The sequence below is a fragment of the Bacteroidia bacterium genome, from assembly GCA_027493955.1.
GTDB lineage: Bacteria > Bacteroidota > Ignavibacteria > SZUA-365 > SZUA-365 > JAOSJT01.
Map to the genome: position 1 here is coordinate 987,709 of JAOSJT010000001.1, position 17,245 is coordinate 1,004,953.

The window sequence follows — 17,245 nt, forward strand, 5'->3', positions numbered from 1 at the left end:
CACAAAAGTAAAGGGTAAAGGGGTCTATAACCGTAGAGTGTACTCTTCATCCTTTATCAGTTTGTCATACGCTCAAGGCGGTCCGGACACGCGCCGGGCCGCCTCCCTTTGCCGGATCATTCGAGAACAGAAAATGCATAGATTACACACTTCAGAACTGGTGCGCATATGAAATCGATCATCCTTCCTCTTTTCGCTTTGCTCGTGTTCACCTTCGCCGCCTGCGACAGCACGGAGCCGACGTTGCCCGCTCTCGCCGCTCCGGCGCAACTCAGGGCTGCATCCGATAGCGGTGCCCTCATACTTGCCTGGAGTCCATCGACGGACGAGGGGCATTCCGAATTTTCGGGCTATCACGTGACCGTGACGGACACCCGCACCGAAGCAATACAACATTTTGATGCGGGACGGAACAGCACGTATCGTCTCACAGGTCTCGAAAATGGCGTGCTCTATCGCCTCGCTGTCCGATGTTGGGGCAAGGACGGTCTTTCCTCCCCGCAGGAGCGTTCCATCCTCTGGTCGCCCGCACAGCGCCGTGCGCACGATGCCGCCGGACAGCCGATACGCGTGTATGCCGTCACCGCCACCGGCTACCCCTCGGCCGTGGACATCCTGAATCCCGAAGGCCGCGTCGAAGCGTTACTGCTCAACTCCGCCGCCTTCCGCGAACGCGCCAGTCTGTATGTGCATACACTCGGCAGCGCGGCCGCCCTGATCATACGCAGTCCCGAGCTTGCCTTCGATCCCGGTCCCCGTACCCGCTTCGCGGATTGGGTGAACGGCGGCTATGTAATGGAAGCCAACAGTCTCAACGAGCCGCTCGCCTCCTCTCCTCCGGACACGTCTACCTACACCGCCACGTTCATCACGCTTCCGAACGGCACGTATCCGAAGGGGCGCGTGTACTTCGGCAAACTGCTGCGGCCCGGCGGCGACATCTATTTCCGCATGCTGGTCAAGCGCGGCGCGAACGGTCGCATGGCGCAGGGCACGGGCGACAATCGCTATATCGAAATCGAGGTGAGCGTGCAGAGCACGGCGGGGAATCACTTCGCGAAGCGGGGGTGAGCACTCACATCTCCACCATCTCCCGGTGGCATGGCCGGAATACCAAAAGGGCGCCTCGTTCGAAGTAAATAAAACAGTTCAGAACTGAACCTCTTTTCCTCTTAACCCGCTCGTCATCAAGACCGCAAGACTGCCCGGTAACAGGCCCCTTTTGCCTTTACCCTTCACCCTTTACCATGCATCACCTTTACGACAAAGGAGCCCGGAAACCCGCCCCCTTTACCCTTTACTCTTCACCCTTTACCAGGAATCATCGAAACTAACCTATCAGCCCGCAACAGCGCCCCTTTACTCTTTACCCTTTACCCTTTACCAAGATTCTCCAAAACCACAAGGCGTCCCGGCAACAGACCCCTTCACTCTTTACCCTTCCCTCACCCAAAAACAGACAGCACCGTATCCGTCTGGCTCAGCGCGGTATCAGGCAGCGGGAAGTCCGTGGTGTAGTGCAGTCCCCTGCTCTCGCGGCGCTGAAGTGCGCTGTCGATGATGAGCCGCGCGAGCATGGTGATGTTGCGCAATTCTATCAGCGCTTCGGACACGCGTGTGCGTTTGTAAAAATTCTCCACTTCGAATTGCAGAAGGAGAATACGGCGCTGAGCGCGCTCCAGTCGGAGATTCGAGCGGACGATGCCGACGTAATCCCACATCAGCGTGCGCACTTCATTGCGGTTGTGGGAGATCAGCACCCATTCCTCGGGATTGTCGGTGCCGCTGTCGTCCCATGGCGCGATATCCGCAGCCGGAGGTGTCGGGGCGGCCGCGGAGAGCGTGGCCAGGGCCGCGCGATGCGCGAAGACCAGTGCTTCGAGCAGAGAATTGCTCGCCAGTCGGTTGGCGCCGTGCAAACCGGTCATAGCCGCCTCGCCGCAGACGAACAATCCTTTCAGATCGGAGCGCCCATAGTCGTCGGTAATCACACCGCCGCAGGTATAATGCGCCGCGGGAACGACGGGAATGTAATCCCTTGCCAGATCGAGATTTACCTCTTTGCACCTCGCGGAAATACTGGGGAATGCCTTATGCACTTCTCCCGCGTCGAGGTGTCGCAAATCGAGGAAGACGCACTCCTCTCCTGAGCGCTTGAGCTCGCTGTCTATGGCACGAGCCACAATGTCGCGCGGCGCCAGTTCGAGCCTGCTGTCGTATTTGGCCATGAAGCGCTCTCCCGAGGCCGTACGCAGGATCGCCCCGAAGCCGCGGACCGCTTCCGAAATGAGAAAGGAGCGCGCTTGTGGGTGGTACAGCGTCGTGGGATGAAACTGGATGAACTCCATATTCGCGACACGCGCACCGGCACGATAGGCCATAGCTATGCCGTCGCCCGTCGCGATGGCGGGATTGGTGGTGTGCAAATACACTTGTCCGCAGCCACCGGTGGTGAGTACTGTCGTGCCGGCAAGAAAGACGTCCACCTCGTCGTTCACCTTGTCCAGCACGTACGCGCCCCAGCAGTGTATGTGCCCCGGTTGTAACGCCTGCGGTTGAATGAAATTGTGCTCGGTGAGCAGATCGATGGCGAGGTGATTTTCGTACACGGTCACATTCGGATGGCTGCGGACGCGTTCCACGAGCACGCGTTCGATTTCCCTTCCGGTGTAATCCCTGGCATGGACGATGCGGTTGCGCGAGTGTCCCCCCTCCCGGCCGAGTTCGAGTTCCGCATCGTTCTCGCGCGTGAAGCCCACACCGAGCTCCAGCAGTTCCCGCACCAGATCCGGCCCTTCTTCCACCACCATCGTGACGATATCGCGATGACACAACCCGGCGCCGGCGGTGAGCGTGTCCTGTTCATGCAGGGCGAAGGCGTCGTCGCCGCTGAACACGGAGGCAATGCCCCCCTGCGCGTAGTTGGTGTTGGATTCCACCGTGTCTTTCTTGGTCACAAGCGCGACACTTCGCCGCTCAGCAACGCGCAAGGTGTAGAACAAGCCGGCGATACCGCTGCCGATGACGAGCACATCCGTTTGTCTGATCATTGTCCGGGTCTCCGCAACAGTGCGGGATTCAACTTCATTTCAGGAGCGAAACTGCTTGTGTTGCAATATGTTGGAGAGAATACCCAATGCCGTTTCCACATGCTGTTTCTCGATAATAAGCGGCGGAAGCAGTCGGATGACACGCTCTCTGGTGACATTGATGAGCAAGCCCTCTTCCAGACACAAACCCATCGCTACGCGCATGTCGCGCGTACACTCGATGCCGACCATGCACCCTCTGCCCCGGATCTCGGTGATCAATCCGGGATGCTCTGCGGCCAGGGCGCGAAGTCCCTCCATAAGCATGTTGCCGATCTGTGCCGCATGCTTCATAAGTCCGTCCCGGAGCGCATCCACCACCTCTCTGCCGGCGGCGCATGCCACGGGATTGCCGCCGAAGGTGCTGCCGTGGCTACCCGGATCGAACACGTCGGTGAGCTCGCCTTTCACCAGCAGGGCGCCCAGCGGCAAGCCGCCGCCGAGGGATTTCGCCATGGTGACGATGTCGGGTTGAACACCCCAGTGCTCGAAGGAGAGGAAGCGCCCCGTGCGGCCCATACCCGCCTGAATCTCATCCGCGACGATCAGGAAGCCATGCTCATCGCGCAAACGAAACAGCGTTTCGACAAATTCGTCCGTCGCGGGTACAATGCCTCCCTCGCCCTGAATGAATTCCAGCACCACAGCCGCGACGTCTCTTCCGGTTGCCGCTTCGAGCGCAGCCGCATCGTTGAACGGAAGATGCTCGCAGCCCTCGAGAAAGGGGCCGAAACCGTCGCGGTACTTCGGCGCGTCCATCAGCGACATGCCCGCATAGGTGCGGCCGTGAAAGGAGCCGGTAAAGGAGAGAATGCGCTTGCGCCGTCGGATCGATGCCCAGCGGCGGACAAGCTTGAATGCCGCCTCCATGACTTCCGCGCCGCTGTTCGCGAAAAACAGTTTGTCATAACCCGACAACGCGCGGACGCGCTCGGCGAGCTCTATCTGCGGACGTTGAGGGAAGAGATTGGAGACGTGTATGTAGCGTGCCGCCTGCGTGCCGATAGCTTCCAGTATGGCGGGATGCGCATAGCCCAGGGCATTGACCGCCAGACCTCCGAAGAAATCGAGATAGCGCTTCCCTTCCGTGTCAATCAGGTAGACGCCCTCCCCCCGCTCGATATCCATCGGCAGGCGCGTGTACGTGGCGAGCAGCGAGGCGTGGTCGCGTTCGGGCAGCGTCATGGCCGGCGCCGCCGCAACGCGGACAGCATGGTGAGAATGATATCGGCGGCGCGGAGCATTTCTTCCACGGTGCCGCTGTTGCGTATGGTGAAATCGGCGAGATCCGCTTTTTCCTCCGGTGCGAGCTGATGGCGCATGCGGTCGCGCACAGCCGCCGCGCTTACGCCGTCGCGCTCCATGATGCGCCCAACGGCGATTTCCGGATCGGTAAGCACGGTGACTACGTAATCGAAATCCTCATCCAGCCGGGCTTCGTAAATGAGCGCGGACTCGACGAACACCATGCGCGCGCCTTCGGAAAACAGGCGTTGCGCCTCGGCAAGGATACGTGTATGCGTGGGGGGATGCACGATGGCGTTGAGCTTGGCGAGTTTGTCGCTGTCGTTGAACACCACCTCCGCCAGCCATGTACGATTGAGGCCGCCGTCGGAGAGATACACCTGTTCACCGAAGACGCGCCGCAAATCATCCCGCACCTGCCCGTCGTCGAGCATGCACAAGCGCGCGATTTCGTCCGCGTGCAACACCGGATGCCGCTGCGCGATGTGCGCGGCGACCGTGCTTTTTCCCGAGCCGATGCCGCCCGTCAGGCCGATGAACAGCCCGCTGCCGGGTTCATAGTCACTCATATTGCACCTCTATTTCGCGAAGGCGATGGAGCGTTTCTCGCGTATCACCGTGACCTTTATCTGGCCGGGATACTCCATTTCCTGTTGGATTTTCTCGGCGATGTCATTCGCGAGCTGATCGGCGAGATTGTCGTCGATGCGGTCATGTTCCACCACCACGCGCACCTCACGGCCTGCCTGAATGGCATAGGTTTTCGCAACGCCTTCGAAGCCGGTGGCGATGGTCTCCAGTTTTTCGAGCCGCTTGACATAGCCCTCCAGAGATTCGCGCCGTGCGCCGGGACGCGCGCCGCTGATGGCATCCGCCGCCTGGACGATGGGTGCGTACGGCGATTCCATCTCGATATCGTCGTGATGCGAGCCGACGGCGTTGATGATGATGGGATGCTCGCGGTACTTTTTCACGATGTCCATGCCCAGCAACGCATGCGGCCCCTCGATGTTGCGATCCACTGTTTTACCGATGTCGTGCAGCAGCCCCGCGCGCGTCGCGATTTTCGGATCGAGACCCAGTTCCGCCGCCATGATGCCGCAAAGCCAGCCGACCTCGACCGAGTGCTGAAGGAGATTCTGTCCGTAACTCGAACGGAATTTCATCTTTCCGACCATTCGCTTGATCTCATTGTGCGCATTGTGAATGCCGAGATCGAGCAACGTGTTTTCACCGGCGCGGAAGATTTCCTCTTCCAGTTCCTTACGGACCTTTTCCACCACTTCCTCGATACGGGCGGGATGGATGCGTCCGTCCGCCATGAGCGTTTCGAGCGCCATACGCGCCACTTCGCGGCGGAAGGGATCGAAGCCGGAGAGAATTACGGCCTCGGGCGTGTCGTCCACGATAACGTCGATGCCGGTGGCGGCTTCGAAGGCGCGTATATTCCTGCCTTCGCGTCCGATGATGCGGCCTTTCATATCCTCGCTGGCGAGGTTGAGCACGCTCACCGTGGTTTCGACGGAATGATCGGATGCGGTGCGCTGAATGGCCTGGATAATGACGCGCTGGGCTTCCTTGCGCGCCGTGGTCTTCATTTCGTCACGGATTTCCTTGAGTTGCTGAGCGGCCTGGAGCTTGGCGTCGTTGGTCATGTTTTCGACCAGCATTTTCTTCGCATCGTCGCGCGACATGCCAGACGCGCGTTCGAGGCGTTCCGTCTGCTCGGCGACGAGCTGCTCCGCACGCTGCAGGCGTTCATCGAGGGTGCTTTCTTTTTTCGCCAGACGATCTTCCACTTGCTTGAGCGTCTGTTCTTTTTTCGTGACGACTTCGAGTTTGGCGACGAGAGAATCGTCTTTTTCGGAGAGCTGCTTTTCGCGGGCCTGGATCTTACTGCGTTGCCGGTTCAGCTCCTTTTCCACTTCCTGCTTTTTATGGAACCACTCGTCCTTGACTTCCAGAAGTTTTTCTTTTTTTACGTGTTCGGCTTCTTTCTCCGCCGCTTCCACAATTTCACGCGCGCGTTCTTCCGCGGCGGAAATCTTATTTTGGCCGACGCGTGAAGCGATGAACCAACCGATGAAGAGGAAGAGCGCACAGAGCGCGGCAACGGTCGGCAACAGCCAGTACAGTTCGACATTCATAAAAAATCGTCCTCCGTCTATAAAAAAACCGCACTACCCCGATCGCAGTGGAGGGAAAAAAGAACCCTACCTTGACACGGTGGGTAAATGCCTTTGCATCGTTTGCTTCCACTGCCGGTCGCGAGCGACCGGATCACGAGGGATCGAGGCCTGCAATTGATGCGAAGAGTCAGATTCCCAGTAAAGACGTGTTGGTTCTTTTTAACGTATCCTGCGATCGGAACGCAGTGCGGTATTTTCTTTCCGGATGGTAATCCGTGTCAACCTATGGCACCATCGAGAAGGTCCGTAATGGAACGGATGTCCTGTTCTACTTTTCTCAATAGCTGCCGCTTTTCTTCCTGCTCGTGAGAGAGATCCTCAGCGAGATTGAGCGCGGAAAGTACGGCGAGGGTGACCGGTGGTTGATCGGGAATCTGCGTATGCAGATCCGTCATCATTTTATCCAGCCGCCGGGCCGACTCCGTCGTGAGTTCTTCGTCGTCCACCCGGAGCGGATACTCCTGGCCATATATCCTCAATCGTACGCTCTTTGCTTCCATGTACGTGTGATTCGATTACCGATTCAAACCGCGAAAATGCAGAATCCAATTGTCTTTATCTGGGGTCCGACCCGAGATGCGAGTTGATACGCTTCAGCAGGTCGTCAATCTGACGCTCGAGGGCCTCTCGTTCGTCAGGCGAAAGATACAACAGTCTTTCGCCAACTTCAACAGCTGTATGGTGCGGCGGATGATTTTCGAGGGCCTCGATGCGCTGCTCCTTCTGCGTCAACTGCGACTCCATGGTCCGCAGTGTGAGCTCGAGTTCCTCCACACGAGTACGGAGCTGGCCGTTCTCCTCGCGCAACGCTTCAATCTGTGCGACGACAGCTTTGGCTTTTTGCCACAGATCCGCGAGGGCGGCCTGTATGATGTTCATCGCAGCATTTCGTCCTACGGAGGTCTCTGAATCCGCCATGGTGCGTCCGCGTTAGTTGCTGTTCAATCTTTAGATCCGGAGTTCGGCCTGGTGGTCACGTCGCAAGGCGTCGAGCACGGTTTGTACAGCTGCCTGAATCTCGTCGTCCTTCAGCGTTCTGTCGTCGGCACGAAACGTCATGCTGAAAGCCATGCTCTTCCTTCCCGCACCGAGACTCTCATGCCGAAACACATCCACGACACGCCAATCCCGAAGGTTTGCAGCTCCGCTGGCCGCGATGCAATTGCTCAATGCATCCACCGTGACAGTTTCCTGCACGATGACGGCCAGATCTCGCGACACAGCGGGAAACTTCGCGACCGCTGTATAGCTCTGCTGCTCCGTAAGCACTTCCAGAAAAGCGTCCATCTCGAATTCTGCATACATGACGGGCTGTTCAATACCGAAACTTGCGAGGATGTGATCAGAAACCGCAACAGCTTGCCCGATGTATCTGCCTTTGACTTCAATATGTAATGCTGCCGGACTTAAAGTGCTGGTTCTATCATAACAAAATTTCGTGTCTTTTTCAAGATGCAATGCGGAGATAAACGTCTCCACCGCTCCTTTAAGATCGAAGAAATCGCTGTCGCGAGAGCCGGCATACCAGCTCCGTTCCTGCGCAGATCCGGTAATGATAGCTGCCAGCATATCACGTTCGTTGAACGCATCGTCCGTTGTGAAATAGATACGTCCCATTTCAAACAGACGCAGCGAAGCGTTGCCGTTGCGTATGTTATGGTCAACCGCTTCAAGCAAAGAAGAGAGCAGACTGCCGCGAAGCGCAGGCCGCTCCTTGCTCACGGGATTGCGCACGGAAACCACATTCGCTCCTCCGAGACCCGCATGCGCGTGCGGCACGAGACTGGACGACAGAATTTCATCGAAGCCGAAACCCAGCCACAGTGCGCGAAAGCGTTGCGACAGCGCCTGTGCATCGAACTGATCCCCCACGTTGAGCGATATCCGTGTAGGCACCGGAATATTGTCGTAGCCGTGTATGCGTGCGATTTCCTCAATGAGGTCAATTTCGCGGGATATGTCGTTGCGGAACGTCGGAACGATGCAGTCAAAACTCGCGTCGGCGTTGTCGTAAAGCGTGAAGGACAACGATTCCAGAATCGTCCGCTGCTCTTCCGCAGGGAGATCAATCCCGAGGATGTCGCAGCACCGTTGCGGACGCAAGGTGATGCGCTTCGGCTCCACGGGTACGGGGTACGCGTCATAGAGGCCTCGCACGGTGCCGCCGGCAATATCCGCAATCAGCGCGGCAGCCCGGCGAAGCGCCCACATGGTGATGTTGGGATCGGTGCCACGTTCGAAACGATAGCTGGAATCGGTTGACAATCCGAGCCGCCTGGCTGTACGCCGAACGGAGGAGGGATTGAAACAGGCGCTTTCGAGGAGAATGCTGGTCGTACCGCTCGTTACCGCGCTATCCAGACCTCCCATGACACCCGCAACCGCTACCGCGGCCTGCTCATCACAGATGAGCAGTGCTCCTTCGGGCAACGAGCGCTGCTCGCCATCGAGCGTGCTGATCGTTTCTCCGTCGCGCGAGGTACGGACGTGAATACCACTCCCCTGCAATTTCGCGCGATCGAACGCATGCATGGGTTGGCCGATTTCCATGAGAATGTAATTCGTGACATCCACCACATTGTTGATCGGACGAATGTCCGCCGCACGCAAACGGGCTGCGAGCCATTCGGGAGAATCACCAATGCGAACACCCTCGATAAGCGCTCCGGAATAACGGACGCACAGTTCCGCATCGTCAATGTCAATGCGGAAGTCCGCGGCATCCTCAATAGTCGGCTCCTGCACCTGCGGCAGGCGCAGGGGCTGCCGGGTGGCGGCGGCTATATCGCGCGCAACGCCGATATGCGAGAGAGCGTCCCCCCGGTTCGGCGTGATGCCTATGCCGATGAGCACATCATTAATACCGAGATATTCCGCTATCGGCATGCCGGGCAAGGCATCCGCAGGGAGAACGGCGATGCCACTGTGATCGTCGTCCAGACCGAGTTCCGCGGTAGAGCAGATCATTCCGGCAGACTCGACACCGCGCAGTTTGCGTTTCTCGATGGTGAAGCCGCCGGACGGCACCACCGTCCCGACCTTAGCGAAAATGATTTTCTGTCCGGCCGCCACGTTCGGCGCACCGCACACCACGGTGCTCACGGCTTCGCCGTCGTGCACGGTGCACACGGAAAGCTTGTCCGCATTCGGATGTTTCTCACAGGTCAGTACGGAACCTACCACAAAACCGTTGAGCGCGGCGGCTCTATCTTCAATGAATTCAACCTCTAAACCCACATCGGTGAGTATGCGGTCGAGATCGTTGTGATCCGCAGGAAGGGTGACGTACTCGGAGAGCCAGTTTCTTGAAAGCTGCATATCAGTTGAACTGTTGATTGATGCGCATGTCGTTTTCGAAGAGGAGACGGATGTCGTCGATACCGTGACGGAGCATGGCGGTGCGTTCGATACCGATGCCGAACGCATATCCGCTGTACACCTCGGGATCCACGTTCACGAAGCCGAATACATTGGGATCCACCATACCGCAGCCGAGAATTTCCAGCCATCCGCTGTTCTTGCAGACGCGGCATCCGGAGCCGCCGCACAGATAACAGGTTACATCCATTTCGGCCGAGGGCTCGGTGAACGGAAAATAACTGGGGCGGAAGCGGTAGCGCACGCCGGCGCCGTAGTACATGTTCGCGAAGGTGACCATCGCACCTTTGAGATCGGCGAAAGTAATGCCCTTGTCCACGACAAGACCGTCTATCTGATGGAATTGCACATGACTACGGGCACTGATTACTTCGTTGCGGTAGACGCGCCCGGGAAATATCGCACGGATCGGTGGCTGCATACTCTCCATCAAGCGTATCTGCACGGGAGTGGTGTGCGTGCGCAGCAGATGCGTGTCCGTGATGAAGAAGGTGTCCTGCATGTCGCGCGCCGGATGATCGGCGGGGAAATTCAGCGCTTCGAAGTTGTAGTAATCGGTTTCGATTTCCGGGCCGTCGGCTACACTGAACCCCATGCGACGGAATATTCCCGTGATTTCGTCAATTGCCTGTGACACGATATGTTGATGTCCCCTTTTCGGGCGACGTCCGGGCAGACTCAGATCCACGCCCTGGGCCGCGTCGCTATTCTTGACCTGCGCAGCGGCATCGTCATGGATGCCTTGGGCTTTCTGGCGGAGTTCATTGAGCATTTTGCCTGCCAGCGGTTTCTCAGCGGGCGGGAGTTGCTTCATGGACTCGAACAGTTCGGCGATAATCCCTTTGCGGGACAGCCAGGTAATGCGGAAGCGCTCGACAGCATCGGCATCGAGGACGGTAGGCGCCTCCTGGTCGAGTCTCGTGCGTAGTTCTTCTATCTGCTCCTTCACGGCAAGCTCCGGTTTGGTTTCAGCGGAAAAAGGAACGGCGGGCACACTGGAGGTCACTCTCCATGTAGCCCGCCGTAAAGCCAGGGACGACGCAGGAGTTATGCCACAGCCATTTTCACGATCTCGGCAAAAGCATTGCCATCATTGACCGCGATATCGGCGAGCATTTTCCTGTTGATGTCGATGTGTTTCTTGTTGAGTCCGTCAATAAGCCGGGAGTAGCTGACGCCCTGCATACGGGACGCCGCGTTGATGCGGGTGATCCACAGCTGGCGCATGCTGCGCTTTTTGGCGCGGCGGTCGCGATACGCGTAGCCGAGCCCTTTATCGACGTGATGTTTGGCGACGGTTAATATCTTGCTGCGGGCCGCGACCATACCCTTGGCGCGCTGCAGAATTTTCTTCCTGCGGCGGTGCGACGCGACCTTGTTTTTTGCACGTGGCATTGTTCACCTGCTCTGTATTAAATCATCATTCTTACGCGTTTTTCTTCCACCGCGGCGACGAGCGTGCTCTGACGCAGACCACGTTTGCGCTTGGTGCTCTTCTTCGTCAGGATGTGGCTATGGTAGGCCTTTTCGCGCTTGACGCGACCGCTGCCGGTCAACTTGAAGCGCTTTTTGGCTCCTGACTTACCCTTGAATTTCGGCATTGTACTTGAACTCCTGTTGAGTATTCCGTCTGAAAAACAAAGCTAGGTAATATACGAATTTTTTCAACACAGAACCAGTGTTTATTCGCTTTTCTGCTCTTTCGGCTTCACTTTTTTCTTGTCCGGAGCGAAAATGGCGATCATCTGGCGTCCCTCCATGTTGGGTTCCCGCTCCACGATGGCGATGTCCGCCAGCGCCTCCTTGAGGCGGTTGATCAGGTTCAGACCCAGTTCCTGATGCGCCATCTGGCGGCCGCGAAAAACGACGGCGGCTTTGACCTTGTTGCCCTCGAGGATGAACTGCCGGGCGTGGCGGAGTTTGAAATCGAAATCGTGCGTATCCGTTGTCGGATGATAGCGAACCTCTTTCAACGCGACGACAACTTGCTTTTTCTTCATCGCCCGCTCTTTTTTCTGCTGCTCGTATTTGAACTTTCCGTAGTCCATAATACGGCAGACAGGCGGTTCCGCCTGCGGGGCGATTTCCACAAGGTCGAGTTCTTTCTGTTCTGCCAGCGCACGCGCCTTGTCAGGCGTGGTGATGCCGAGCTGTGACCCGTCTGCATCGATCAGGCGGATTTGTCGCGCCGTGATTTCTTCGTTGATGCGGGTTCTGTTCTGCGGTGTCCGTACGGGAGGACGATTTGGGGTAGCCGTGGGGCCTCCGGGCTGTTACAGTGATTTGCTGTGAATTTCAGTAGTCAAGTCGCGCACTATATCGTCGAGTGTTCGGAAGCCGAGGTCGCCTTCCCTGTGTTTACGCAGGGACGCTCCTCGTGCCGATTGCTCTTTCTCTCCGATCACGAGCATGTACGGCACTTTGTGGACTTCCCAATCACGGATTTTATAGCCGATTTTTTCATTGCGGCTGTCCAGCTCGCAGCGCACACCTGCGGAGCGCAGCGTATCGCGAACCTCCGCCGCATACGCCATGAAGTTGTCGCTGATGGGCAGCACAGCCGCCTGCACCGGAGCGAGCCATGTAGGAAACGCGCCGGCGAAATGTTCGATCAATATACCAATAAATCGCTCCATGGACCCCATCACCGCGCGGTGTATCATCACCGGACGCTGACGCTCGTTGTTTTCGTCGATATACTCGAGGCCGAAGCGCTCGGGCATATTGAAGTCGAGCTGTATTGTGGCGAGTTGCCAGGAACGTTTGAGAGCGTCACGGACGCTGATATCGATTTTCGGTCCGTAAAACGCTCCGTCACCGGGATTGAGCTTGTAGTCGATGCCGTTTGCCGCGAGAGCTTCTGCCAGACTGCGCTCGGCGGTTTCCCACAACTGCGGGACCCCCATCGCATCCTCCGGACGCGTGGAGAGCGCGAAATACGGTTCGAAGCCGAAAATGGCGTAGAATTTGCGTACGAGTCCCAGCAATTGGGTGATCTCGTCCTGAATCTGATCGGGACGCACGTAGAGATGCGCATCATCCATACAGAATTGCCGTACGCGGAACATACCGTTGAGCGCGCCGGAGAGTTCGTTGCGGTGATTGGTGCCCAACTCGGAGAAGCGCAACGGCAGATCGCGATAGCTGCGCACGCGGTGACGGTACACGTAGGTACTTTCGGGGCAGTTCATCGGTTTGAGACTGAAGATATGGTCTTCACCATCTTCAACGATGAACATGTTTTCCTGATAGTGTTCCCAGTGGCCCGACTGCTCCCACAACTCCTTTTTCACGAGAATGGGCGTGAGAATTTCGTCGTACCCCGCGCTGTCGAGCATGTCGCGAATGAGCTTCTGCAATTCCTTGTACACGACCATGCCGCGGGGCAGCCAGAACACGGCACCGGGCGACACTTCATGGAAGGTGAATAGATCGAGTTCGCGGCCGAGTTTGCGGTGATCGCGCTTTTTCGCCTCCTCGAGCCGTTCGAGATACTCCTCGAGTTCTTTCTTTTTCGGGAAAGAAATGCCGTAGATGCGCTGCAGTTGCTTGTTCTTCGCGTCCCCCTTCCAGTAGGAGCCGGAAATATTCAGCAGCTTCACATACTTGATGCGCCCGGTTGAGGGCAAATGCGGACCACGGCAGAGGTCGGTGAACGAACCTTCCTCGTAGCAGCTGATCACCTCGTTCTCCTCGTCGAAGCCCGTGATGAGTTCCAGCTTGTACTGATCGCCTTTTGCGCCCCAAAAATCAAGGGCTTCCTGCTTGCTGAGTTCGCGGCGGACAAAGGGTTTGTCTTCCCTGACAAGTTCCATCATGCGCGCCTCGATGCGGACAAGGTCCTCGGGCGTGAGTACATGGTTGATGTCAATGTCGTAATAAAAACCCTGCTCGATCGCGGGACCGACACCGAACTTGGCACCGGGAAACAGATCCTCCACAGCGTGGGCCATGAGATGACTGGAGCTGTGCCAGTAGACTTCTTTGCCTTCGTCATCGTTCCACGTGAGAATGCGCACGAGGGCGTCCGCATTGATGGGACGCATGAGGTCGAAAATATTTCCGTCCACCAATGCGCCCAGCGCTTCGCGCGCCAGACCCGCCGATATGCTCTCGGCGATCTCCATCCCGGTCACGCCGCTTTTATAGGTGCGGGAATCGCCGTTCGGGAAGGTTACTGTGATCTGCTCTGCCATGGCTGTCGCCTGATCGTTTGAGATTATAAAGAAAAAATCGGATACACTCCGATTTTTTCTCCGCTCGGGAGTGGGTTCTACAGGAGTCGAACCTGTGACCTCTACCATGTCAAGGTAGCGCTCTAACCAACTGAGCTAAGAACCCAGAACAAAGGTCCATAAATATAGACACAGAATCGCGAAAAAGCAAATATTTCATGTGGTTTTTCAGCGGATTTTCAGCGCAATGACGCTCGCATGGCGAGCGGCGCAACCGACACAGGCCGGGAATCCATGCCCGGATCACAACGGTGTCCGACAGATACGCGGATCACATCGACGGGCACGGAGCTGCGCGGAGGAATGATCCGGCGGATGTTTCCGAAAATTCATCGGACAGCGAAATGCAAGATTCCTCTGCGTGCATCCGTGTCCCGATACGTCTGCGGACGTCGCAATATTGCCGCGCTATTGCACCTCATACGAATCCCAGAGGTCGGCGGTGTTTTTCACCTCCTTCATCTGGCTCATGAAAATGTCCTTGCCATTGCTGCGCAGGTTGATCATGCCGAACAGAATCGTGTTCTTCTTCAGGTTCGTGGAACGGGCAAGTTCGGTGGAATAAACGAGCGGCCGTCTGCTTTTCGAGTACTTGCCCGCGCAACCTATGGCGTCGGCGCGGGGATGCGCGTGCCCTTCGTTGTCTCCGGACGAGATCACGGTCGCGTAGGGGTTGACGCGCTGCATGAAGTCCTCGGTGAAATCGGAAGACCCATGGTGACAGGACTTCGCGACGTCCACCTCGAAGGGATTGTTCTGCCCGTAGGCGTCGATAAGGTAGCTCTGTGACGCGGAGTTCAGATCTCCTCCAAGCAGGACGGTTCGGGATCCGAAAGTCAGTTTGAGGACAATACTGTGGCCGTTGATCGTCTTTCCCTCGTCGCTCCAGTAGACGAACGCTTTTTTTCTTCCGACCGTTTCGAGCATGGGCGCAAGCACATCGAGCCGGAACGTCTGTCCGTCGATGGTCCGGTTGATGATGACATCCCCCGCCGCGCAGCGTTTCACTTTCTGCACCCTCCCCTCGCCGTGCGCTCCGTGCAAGGCATTCATGAATGCCGTAATGTCTCTGTTGAACGGCGCCGGACTCTTGACCGTCAGGAGGTTGTCGAATATCCTTGTGAGATAACGTACTCCATTTTCCTTCACCGTTTCACCGAGACCGGTGTCATAGGGGTTGCCTTTCTCAGCGAATTTCAGAATGCCGGGGTGAAGCACGGTCCCGATGGTAAAACCCTTGTTCTCCAGAATCCTGATGCAGCCGCGGTAATGGTCCGTATCGAAATGGCTGACGATAAGGTAGTCAATATGCACGGTGTGCCCGGCTTTCAGGAGATAGGTGTATTGCCACTTCGTGAGGTAGTTGTGCATGCTGCTGTTGGGTCCCGCGTCGATCAGGATGCGGTACTTTCCTATCTCGATGAGCACACCGTCTCCCTGCCCGACATCGAGAAAGAAGATCTTCAATCCCATGGTGTCCGCAAGACTATCCTTATGCATCCAGCCGTGTGTGCCGAAGGGTTTCACCTCACACCACGCGCCCTGCTCGCTCAGGATTTCGACATAGGTACCCATAAGGAGCCGATTGACGGCCTTCTTCCCTTTGTCGTTCACAACGTTCTGATACACAACCGCTTCGTTGACGGCGGCATACTTGAAATTGCTCATATTATCCTCCGATGATCAATGTATATGGCAGTGTTCTCCAAAGCGTACAGCGGTGATACAAACACCGTGCCCGGATCATCCGGATTGGTGAAGGTATAACGCGGGGTGTCGGTAGGTGAGAACGCTGACAATGTACACAGACCGAAATTTGCATCCAACATCGAAACGCCATCGGGAACAAACATTGAATGAAGAGATATTGCAGACCTCTGCACAAGCGAAGAAAATCCTGAGCTGATTGCGGCTGCTGCTATCCACCGATCACTCGATGTACGAGCAGCGTCAGATTTTCGAGCCGCGATATGATCACGTTGCAGGATGTTATGCCGCCTGCGACAAGAACATTGCATCGCTCTCAGCGATCAGAGCAATGCCGCATTGTGTAAAGGCCCGGTTGAATTGGCGTCTATCGCAGGAAGAACGTATCGGCTTTCCAATTCTTCACGTTGTTCTCGATGTAGACGCAGATGCGGTAGAGCGCCGCCTCGTCACGAATGATATTATCCCAGAATCGCGGCTGCCATGCGAACTCACTTCCCGAGCGACGAACGTATTTGCTCACCGCCGACTTATACGATCCGATCACGGAGGATACGGTGTTCTTTCCTTGATTGCGGTATCGTTGAGCGGAATACGAATGATTCCGCGCAGGAGCACTCTCCGACCTGGGACTGCTCAATCCGGGTATGGGCCGATGTATCGTTGCCTCATCTGTTTTGAATATGGATGAACCGGGGACGGTATCGATATCGGAAATCGTGGGGGATTGCACGGATCGGGGAATTGCGGGGATCGGGGGATTGCGCGGATCGGGGGATTGCACGGATCGGGGGATTGCACGGATCGGGGGATTGCACGGATCGGGGGGATTTGTAGAGACAAGGCATGCCTTGTCTCTACCAAATCCGCCGGCCGCACGATCCGGACGTATATCGTCAATATTAACGCCAATATCGTGGATACGGTCCGTCGTTGCGTGATCCGCCGGATTGTAATCGATTTCCGTGAACGTTGAATTTTGCGGGATAATATCCGGCACCGCGGTATTGGTAGCTGCATCGCGTCCGGCATCGTTGCCGGGTTGGATGAATATGACTCCGTGAACGTGATTGGGCATTACCACAAACGACCCCAGATCGATGCCGCTGCTGTGCTCCGGGATTTCATGCCACACGCTCTGTGCAATCTTTCCCGCTTCCGAGGGGATCATAACACCATTCCGAATTTCTCCGAAATACTGTTTACGGTAGCGCGTACAAATGGTAATGAAATACGCCCCAGGATGACCGTAATCCCACCATTCGGCTCTCGCGGAGGGAATACGGTACCGGTTTTGAAATTTGTCCGTCATTTCAGACTCCCTGTTCTGTTCCCAAAATATTCCTGTCAGTACAGGGGAAATCCGCCGATTCAATTATCCCCGACAACAGAAATCGACCGA

The 17,245-nt window shown here is 56.8% G+C and carries 15 protein-coding genes and 1 tRNA gene; 1 reads left to right on the top strand and 15 read right to left on the bottom strand.

What is annotated here, in order from left to right:
• The first annotated feature begins 168 nt into the window (after positions 1 to 168).
• Positions 169 to 1,071 (top strand): fibronectin type III domain-containing protein, encoded by a 903-nt coding sequence (locus M5R41_03900; GenBank protein MCZ7555530.1) that lies wholly within the window; start codon positions 169 to 171, stop codon positions 1,069 to 1,071.
• Positions 1,072 to 1,445: 374 nt separating this feature from the next.
• Here the strand turns inward: M5R41_03900 and nadB are convergent, their stop codons facing one another.
• From nadB to M5R41_03975, 15 genes are all read right to left on the bottom strand, one after another.
• Complete coding sequence (nadB, locus tag M5R41_03905) at positions 1,446 to 3,050, bottom strand: L-aspartate oxidase (GenBank protein ID MCZ7555531.1); 1,605 nt, start codon at positions 3,048 to 3,050, stop codon at positions 1,446 to 1,448.
• A gap of 39 nt (positions 3,051 to 3,089) precedes the next feature.
• The gene (locus M5R41_03910; GenBank protein ID MCZ7555532.1) at positions 3,090 to 4,274 is read right to left on the bottom strand and encodes an acetylornithine/succinylornithine family transaminase; all 1,185 of its coding nucleotides are present in this window, start codon (positions 4,272 to 4,274) and stop codon (positions 3,090 to 3,092) included.
• Positions 4,271 to 4,903: a dephospho-CoA kinase gene (gene coaE / locus M5R41_03915; protein ID MCZ7555533.1), complete on the bottom strand. Its 633-nt coding sequence runs from the start codon at positions 4,901 to 4,903 to the stop codon at positions 4,271 to 4,273. Before coaE ends, M5R41_03910 begins: the two co-directional genes overlap by 4 nt.
• Before the next feature lie 9 nt (positions 4,904 to 4,912).
• Positions 4,913 to 6,481 (bottom strand): ribonuclease Y, encoded by a 1,569-nt coding sequence (gene rny, locus M5R41_03920; GenBank protein ID MCZ7555534.1) that lies wholly within the window; start codon positions 6,479 to 6,481, stop codon positions 4,913 to 4,915.
• A gap of 260 nt (positions 6,482 to 6,741) precedes the next feature.
• Positions 6,742 to 7,023, bottom strand: a complete 282-nt coding sequence (locus M5R41_03925) for a cell division protein ZapA (GenBank protein MCZ7555535.1) — start codon at positions 7,021 to 7,023, stop codon at positions 6,742 to 6,744.
• A gap of 55 nt (positions 7,024 to 7,078) precedes the next feature.
• Positions 7,079 to 7,402, bottom strand: a complete 324-nt coding sequence (locus tag M5R41_03930; protein ID MCZ7555536.1) for a hypothetical protein — start codon at positions 7,400 to 7,402, stop codon at positions 7,079 to 7,081.
• A gap of 69 nt (positions 7,403 to 7,471) precedes the next feature.
• The gene (gene pheT, locus M5R41_03935; GenBank protein ID MCZ7555537.1) at positions 7,472 to 9,841 is read right to left on the bottom strand and encodes a phenylalanine--tRNA ligase subunit beta; all 2,370 of its coding nucleotides are present in this window, start codon (positions 9,839 to 9,841) and stop codon (positions 7,472 to 7,474) included.
• A gap of 1 nt (position 9,842) precedes the next feature.
• Positions 9,843 to 10,850, bottom strand: coding sequence for a phenylalanine--tRNA ligase subunit alpha (gene pheS, locus M5R41_03940; GenBank protein ID MCZ7555538.1), 1,008 nt, complete (start codon positions 10,848 to 10,850; stop codon positions 9,843 to 9,845).
• Between the two features lie 98 nt (positions 10,851 to 10,948).
• Positions 10,949 to 11,296, bottom strand: a complete 348-nt coding sequence (gene rplT, locus M5R41_03945; GenBank protein MCZ7555539.1) for a 50S ribosomal protein L20 — start codon at positions 11,294 to 11,296, stop codon at positions 10,949 to 10,951.
• Between the two features lie 17 nt (positions 11,297 to 11,313).
• On the bottom strand, positions 11,314 to 11,502 hold the full coding sequence (gene rpmI, locus M5R41_03950; protein ID MCZ7555540.1) for a 50S ribosomal protein L35: 189 nt from the start codon (positions 11,500 to 11,502) through the stop codon (positions 11,314 to 11,316).
• 81 nt (positions 11,503 to 11,583) lie between these two features.
• On the bottom strand, positions 11,584 to 12,108 hold the full coding sequence (gene infC / locus M5R41_03955; GenBank protein MCZ7555541.1) for a translation initiation factor IF-3: 525 nt from the start codon (positions 12,106 to 12,108) through the stop codon (positions 11,584 to 11,586).
• Between the two features lie 66 nt (positions 12,109 to 12,174).
• Positions 12,175 to 14,097, bottom strand: a complete 1,923-nt coding sequence (gene thrS, locus M5R41_03960; protein ID MCZ7555542.1) for a threonine--tRNA ligase — start codon at positions 14,095 to 14,097, stop codon at positions 12,175 to 12,177.
• 71 nt (positions 14,098 to 14,168) lie between these two features.
• Positions 14,169 to 14,242, bottom strand: a tRNA-Val gene (locus tag M5R41_03965).
• Positions 14,243 to 14,544: 302 nt separating this feature from the next.
• Positions 14,545 to 15,804 (bottom strand): hypothetical protein, encoded by a 1,260-nt coding sequence (locus M5R41_03970; GenBank protein ID MCZ7555543.1) that lies wholly within the window; start codon positions 15,802 to 15,804, stop codon positions 14,545 to 14,547.
• A 406-nt stretch (positions 15,805 to 16,210) separates the two neighbouring features.
• Complete coding sequence (locus M5R41_03975) at positions 16,211 to 17,155, bottom strand: hypothetical protein (GenBank protein ID MCZ7555544.1); 945 nt, start codon at positions 17,153 to 17,155, stop codon at positions 16,211 to 16,213.
• Positions 17,156 to 17,245 lie beyond the last annotated feature (90 nt).

Coding starts and splice junctions, on each gene's coding strand:
- M5R41_03900 (MCZ7555530.1), top strand. CDS start 169: ATGAAATCGATCATCCTTCCTCTTTTCGCTTTGCTCGTGTTCACCTTC.
- nadB (MCZ7555531.1), bottom strand. CDS start 3,050: ATGATCAGACAAACGGATGTGCTCGTCATCGGCAGCGGTATCGCCGGC.
- M5R41_03910 (MCZ7555532.1), bottom strand. CDS start 4,274: ATGACGCTGCCCGAACGCGACCACGCCTCGCTGCTCGCCACGTACACG.
- coaE (MCZ7555533.1), bottom strand. CDS start 4,903: ATGAGTGACTATGAACCCGGCAGCGGGCTGTTCATCGGCCTGACGGGC.
- rny (MCZ7555534.1), bottom strand. CDS start 6,481: ATGAATGTCGAACTGTACTGGCTGTTGCCGACCGTTGCCGCGCTCTGT.
- M5R41_03925 (MCZ7555535.1), bottom strand. CDS start 7,023: ATGGAAGCAAAGAGCGTACGATTGAGGATATATGGCCAGGAGTATCCG.
- M5R41_03930 (MCZ7555536.1), bottom strand. CDS start 7,402: ATGAACATCATACAGGCCGCCCTCGCGGATCTGTGGCAAAAAGCCAAA.
- pheT (MCZ7555537.1), bottom strand. CDS start 9,841: ATGCAGCTTTCAAGAAACTGGCTCTCCGAGTACGTCACCCTTCCTGCG.
- rplT (MCZ7555539.1), bottom strand. CDS start 11,296: ATGCCACGTGCAAAAAACAAGGTCGCGTCGCACCGCCGCAGGAAGAAA.
- rpmI (MCZ7555540.1), bottom strand. CDS start 11,502: ATGCCGAAATTCAAGGGTAAGTCAGGAGCCAAAAAGCGCTTCAAGTTG.
- thrS (MCZ7555542.1), bottom strand. CDS start 14,097: ATGGCAGAGCAGATCACAGTAACCTTCCCGAACGGCGATTCCCGCACC.
- M5R41_03970 (MCZ7555543.1), bottom strand. CDS start 15,804: ATGAGCAATTTCAAGTATGCCGCCGTCAACGAAGCGGTTGTGTATCAG.
- M5R41_03975 (MCZ7555544.1), bottom strand. CDS start 17,155: ATGACGGACAAATTTCAAAACCGGTACCGTATTCCCTCCGCGAGAGCC.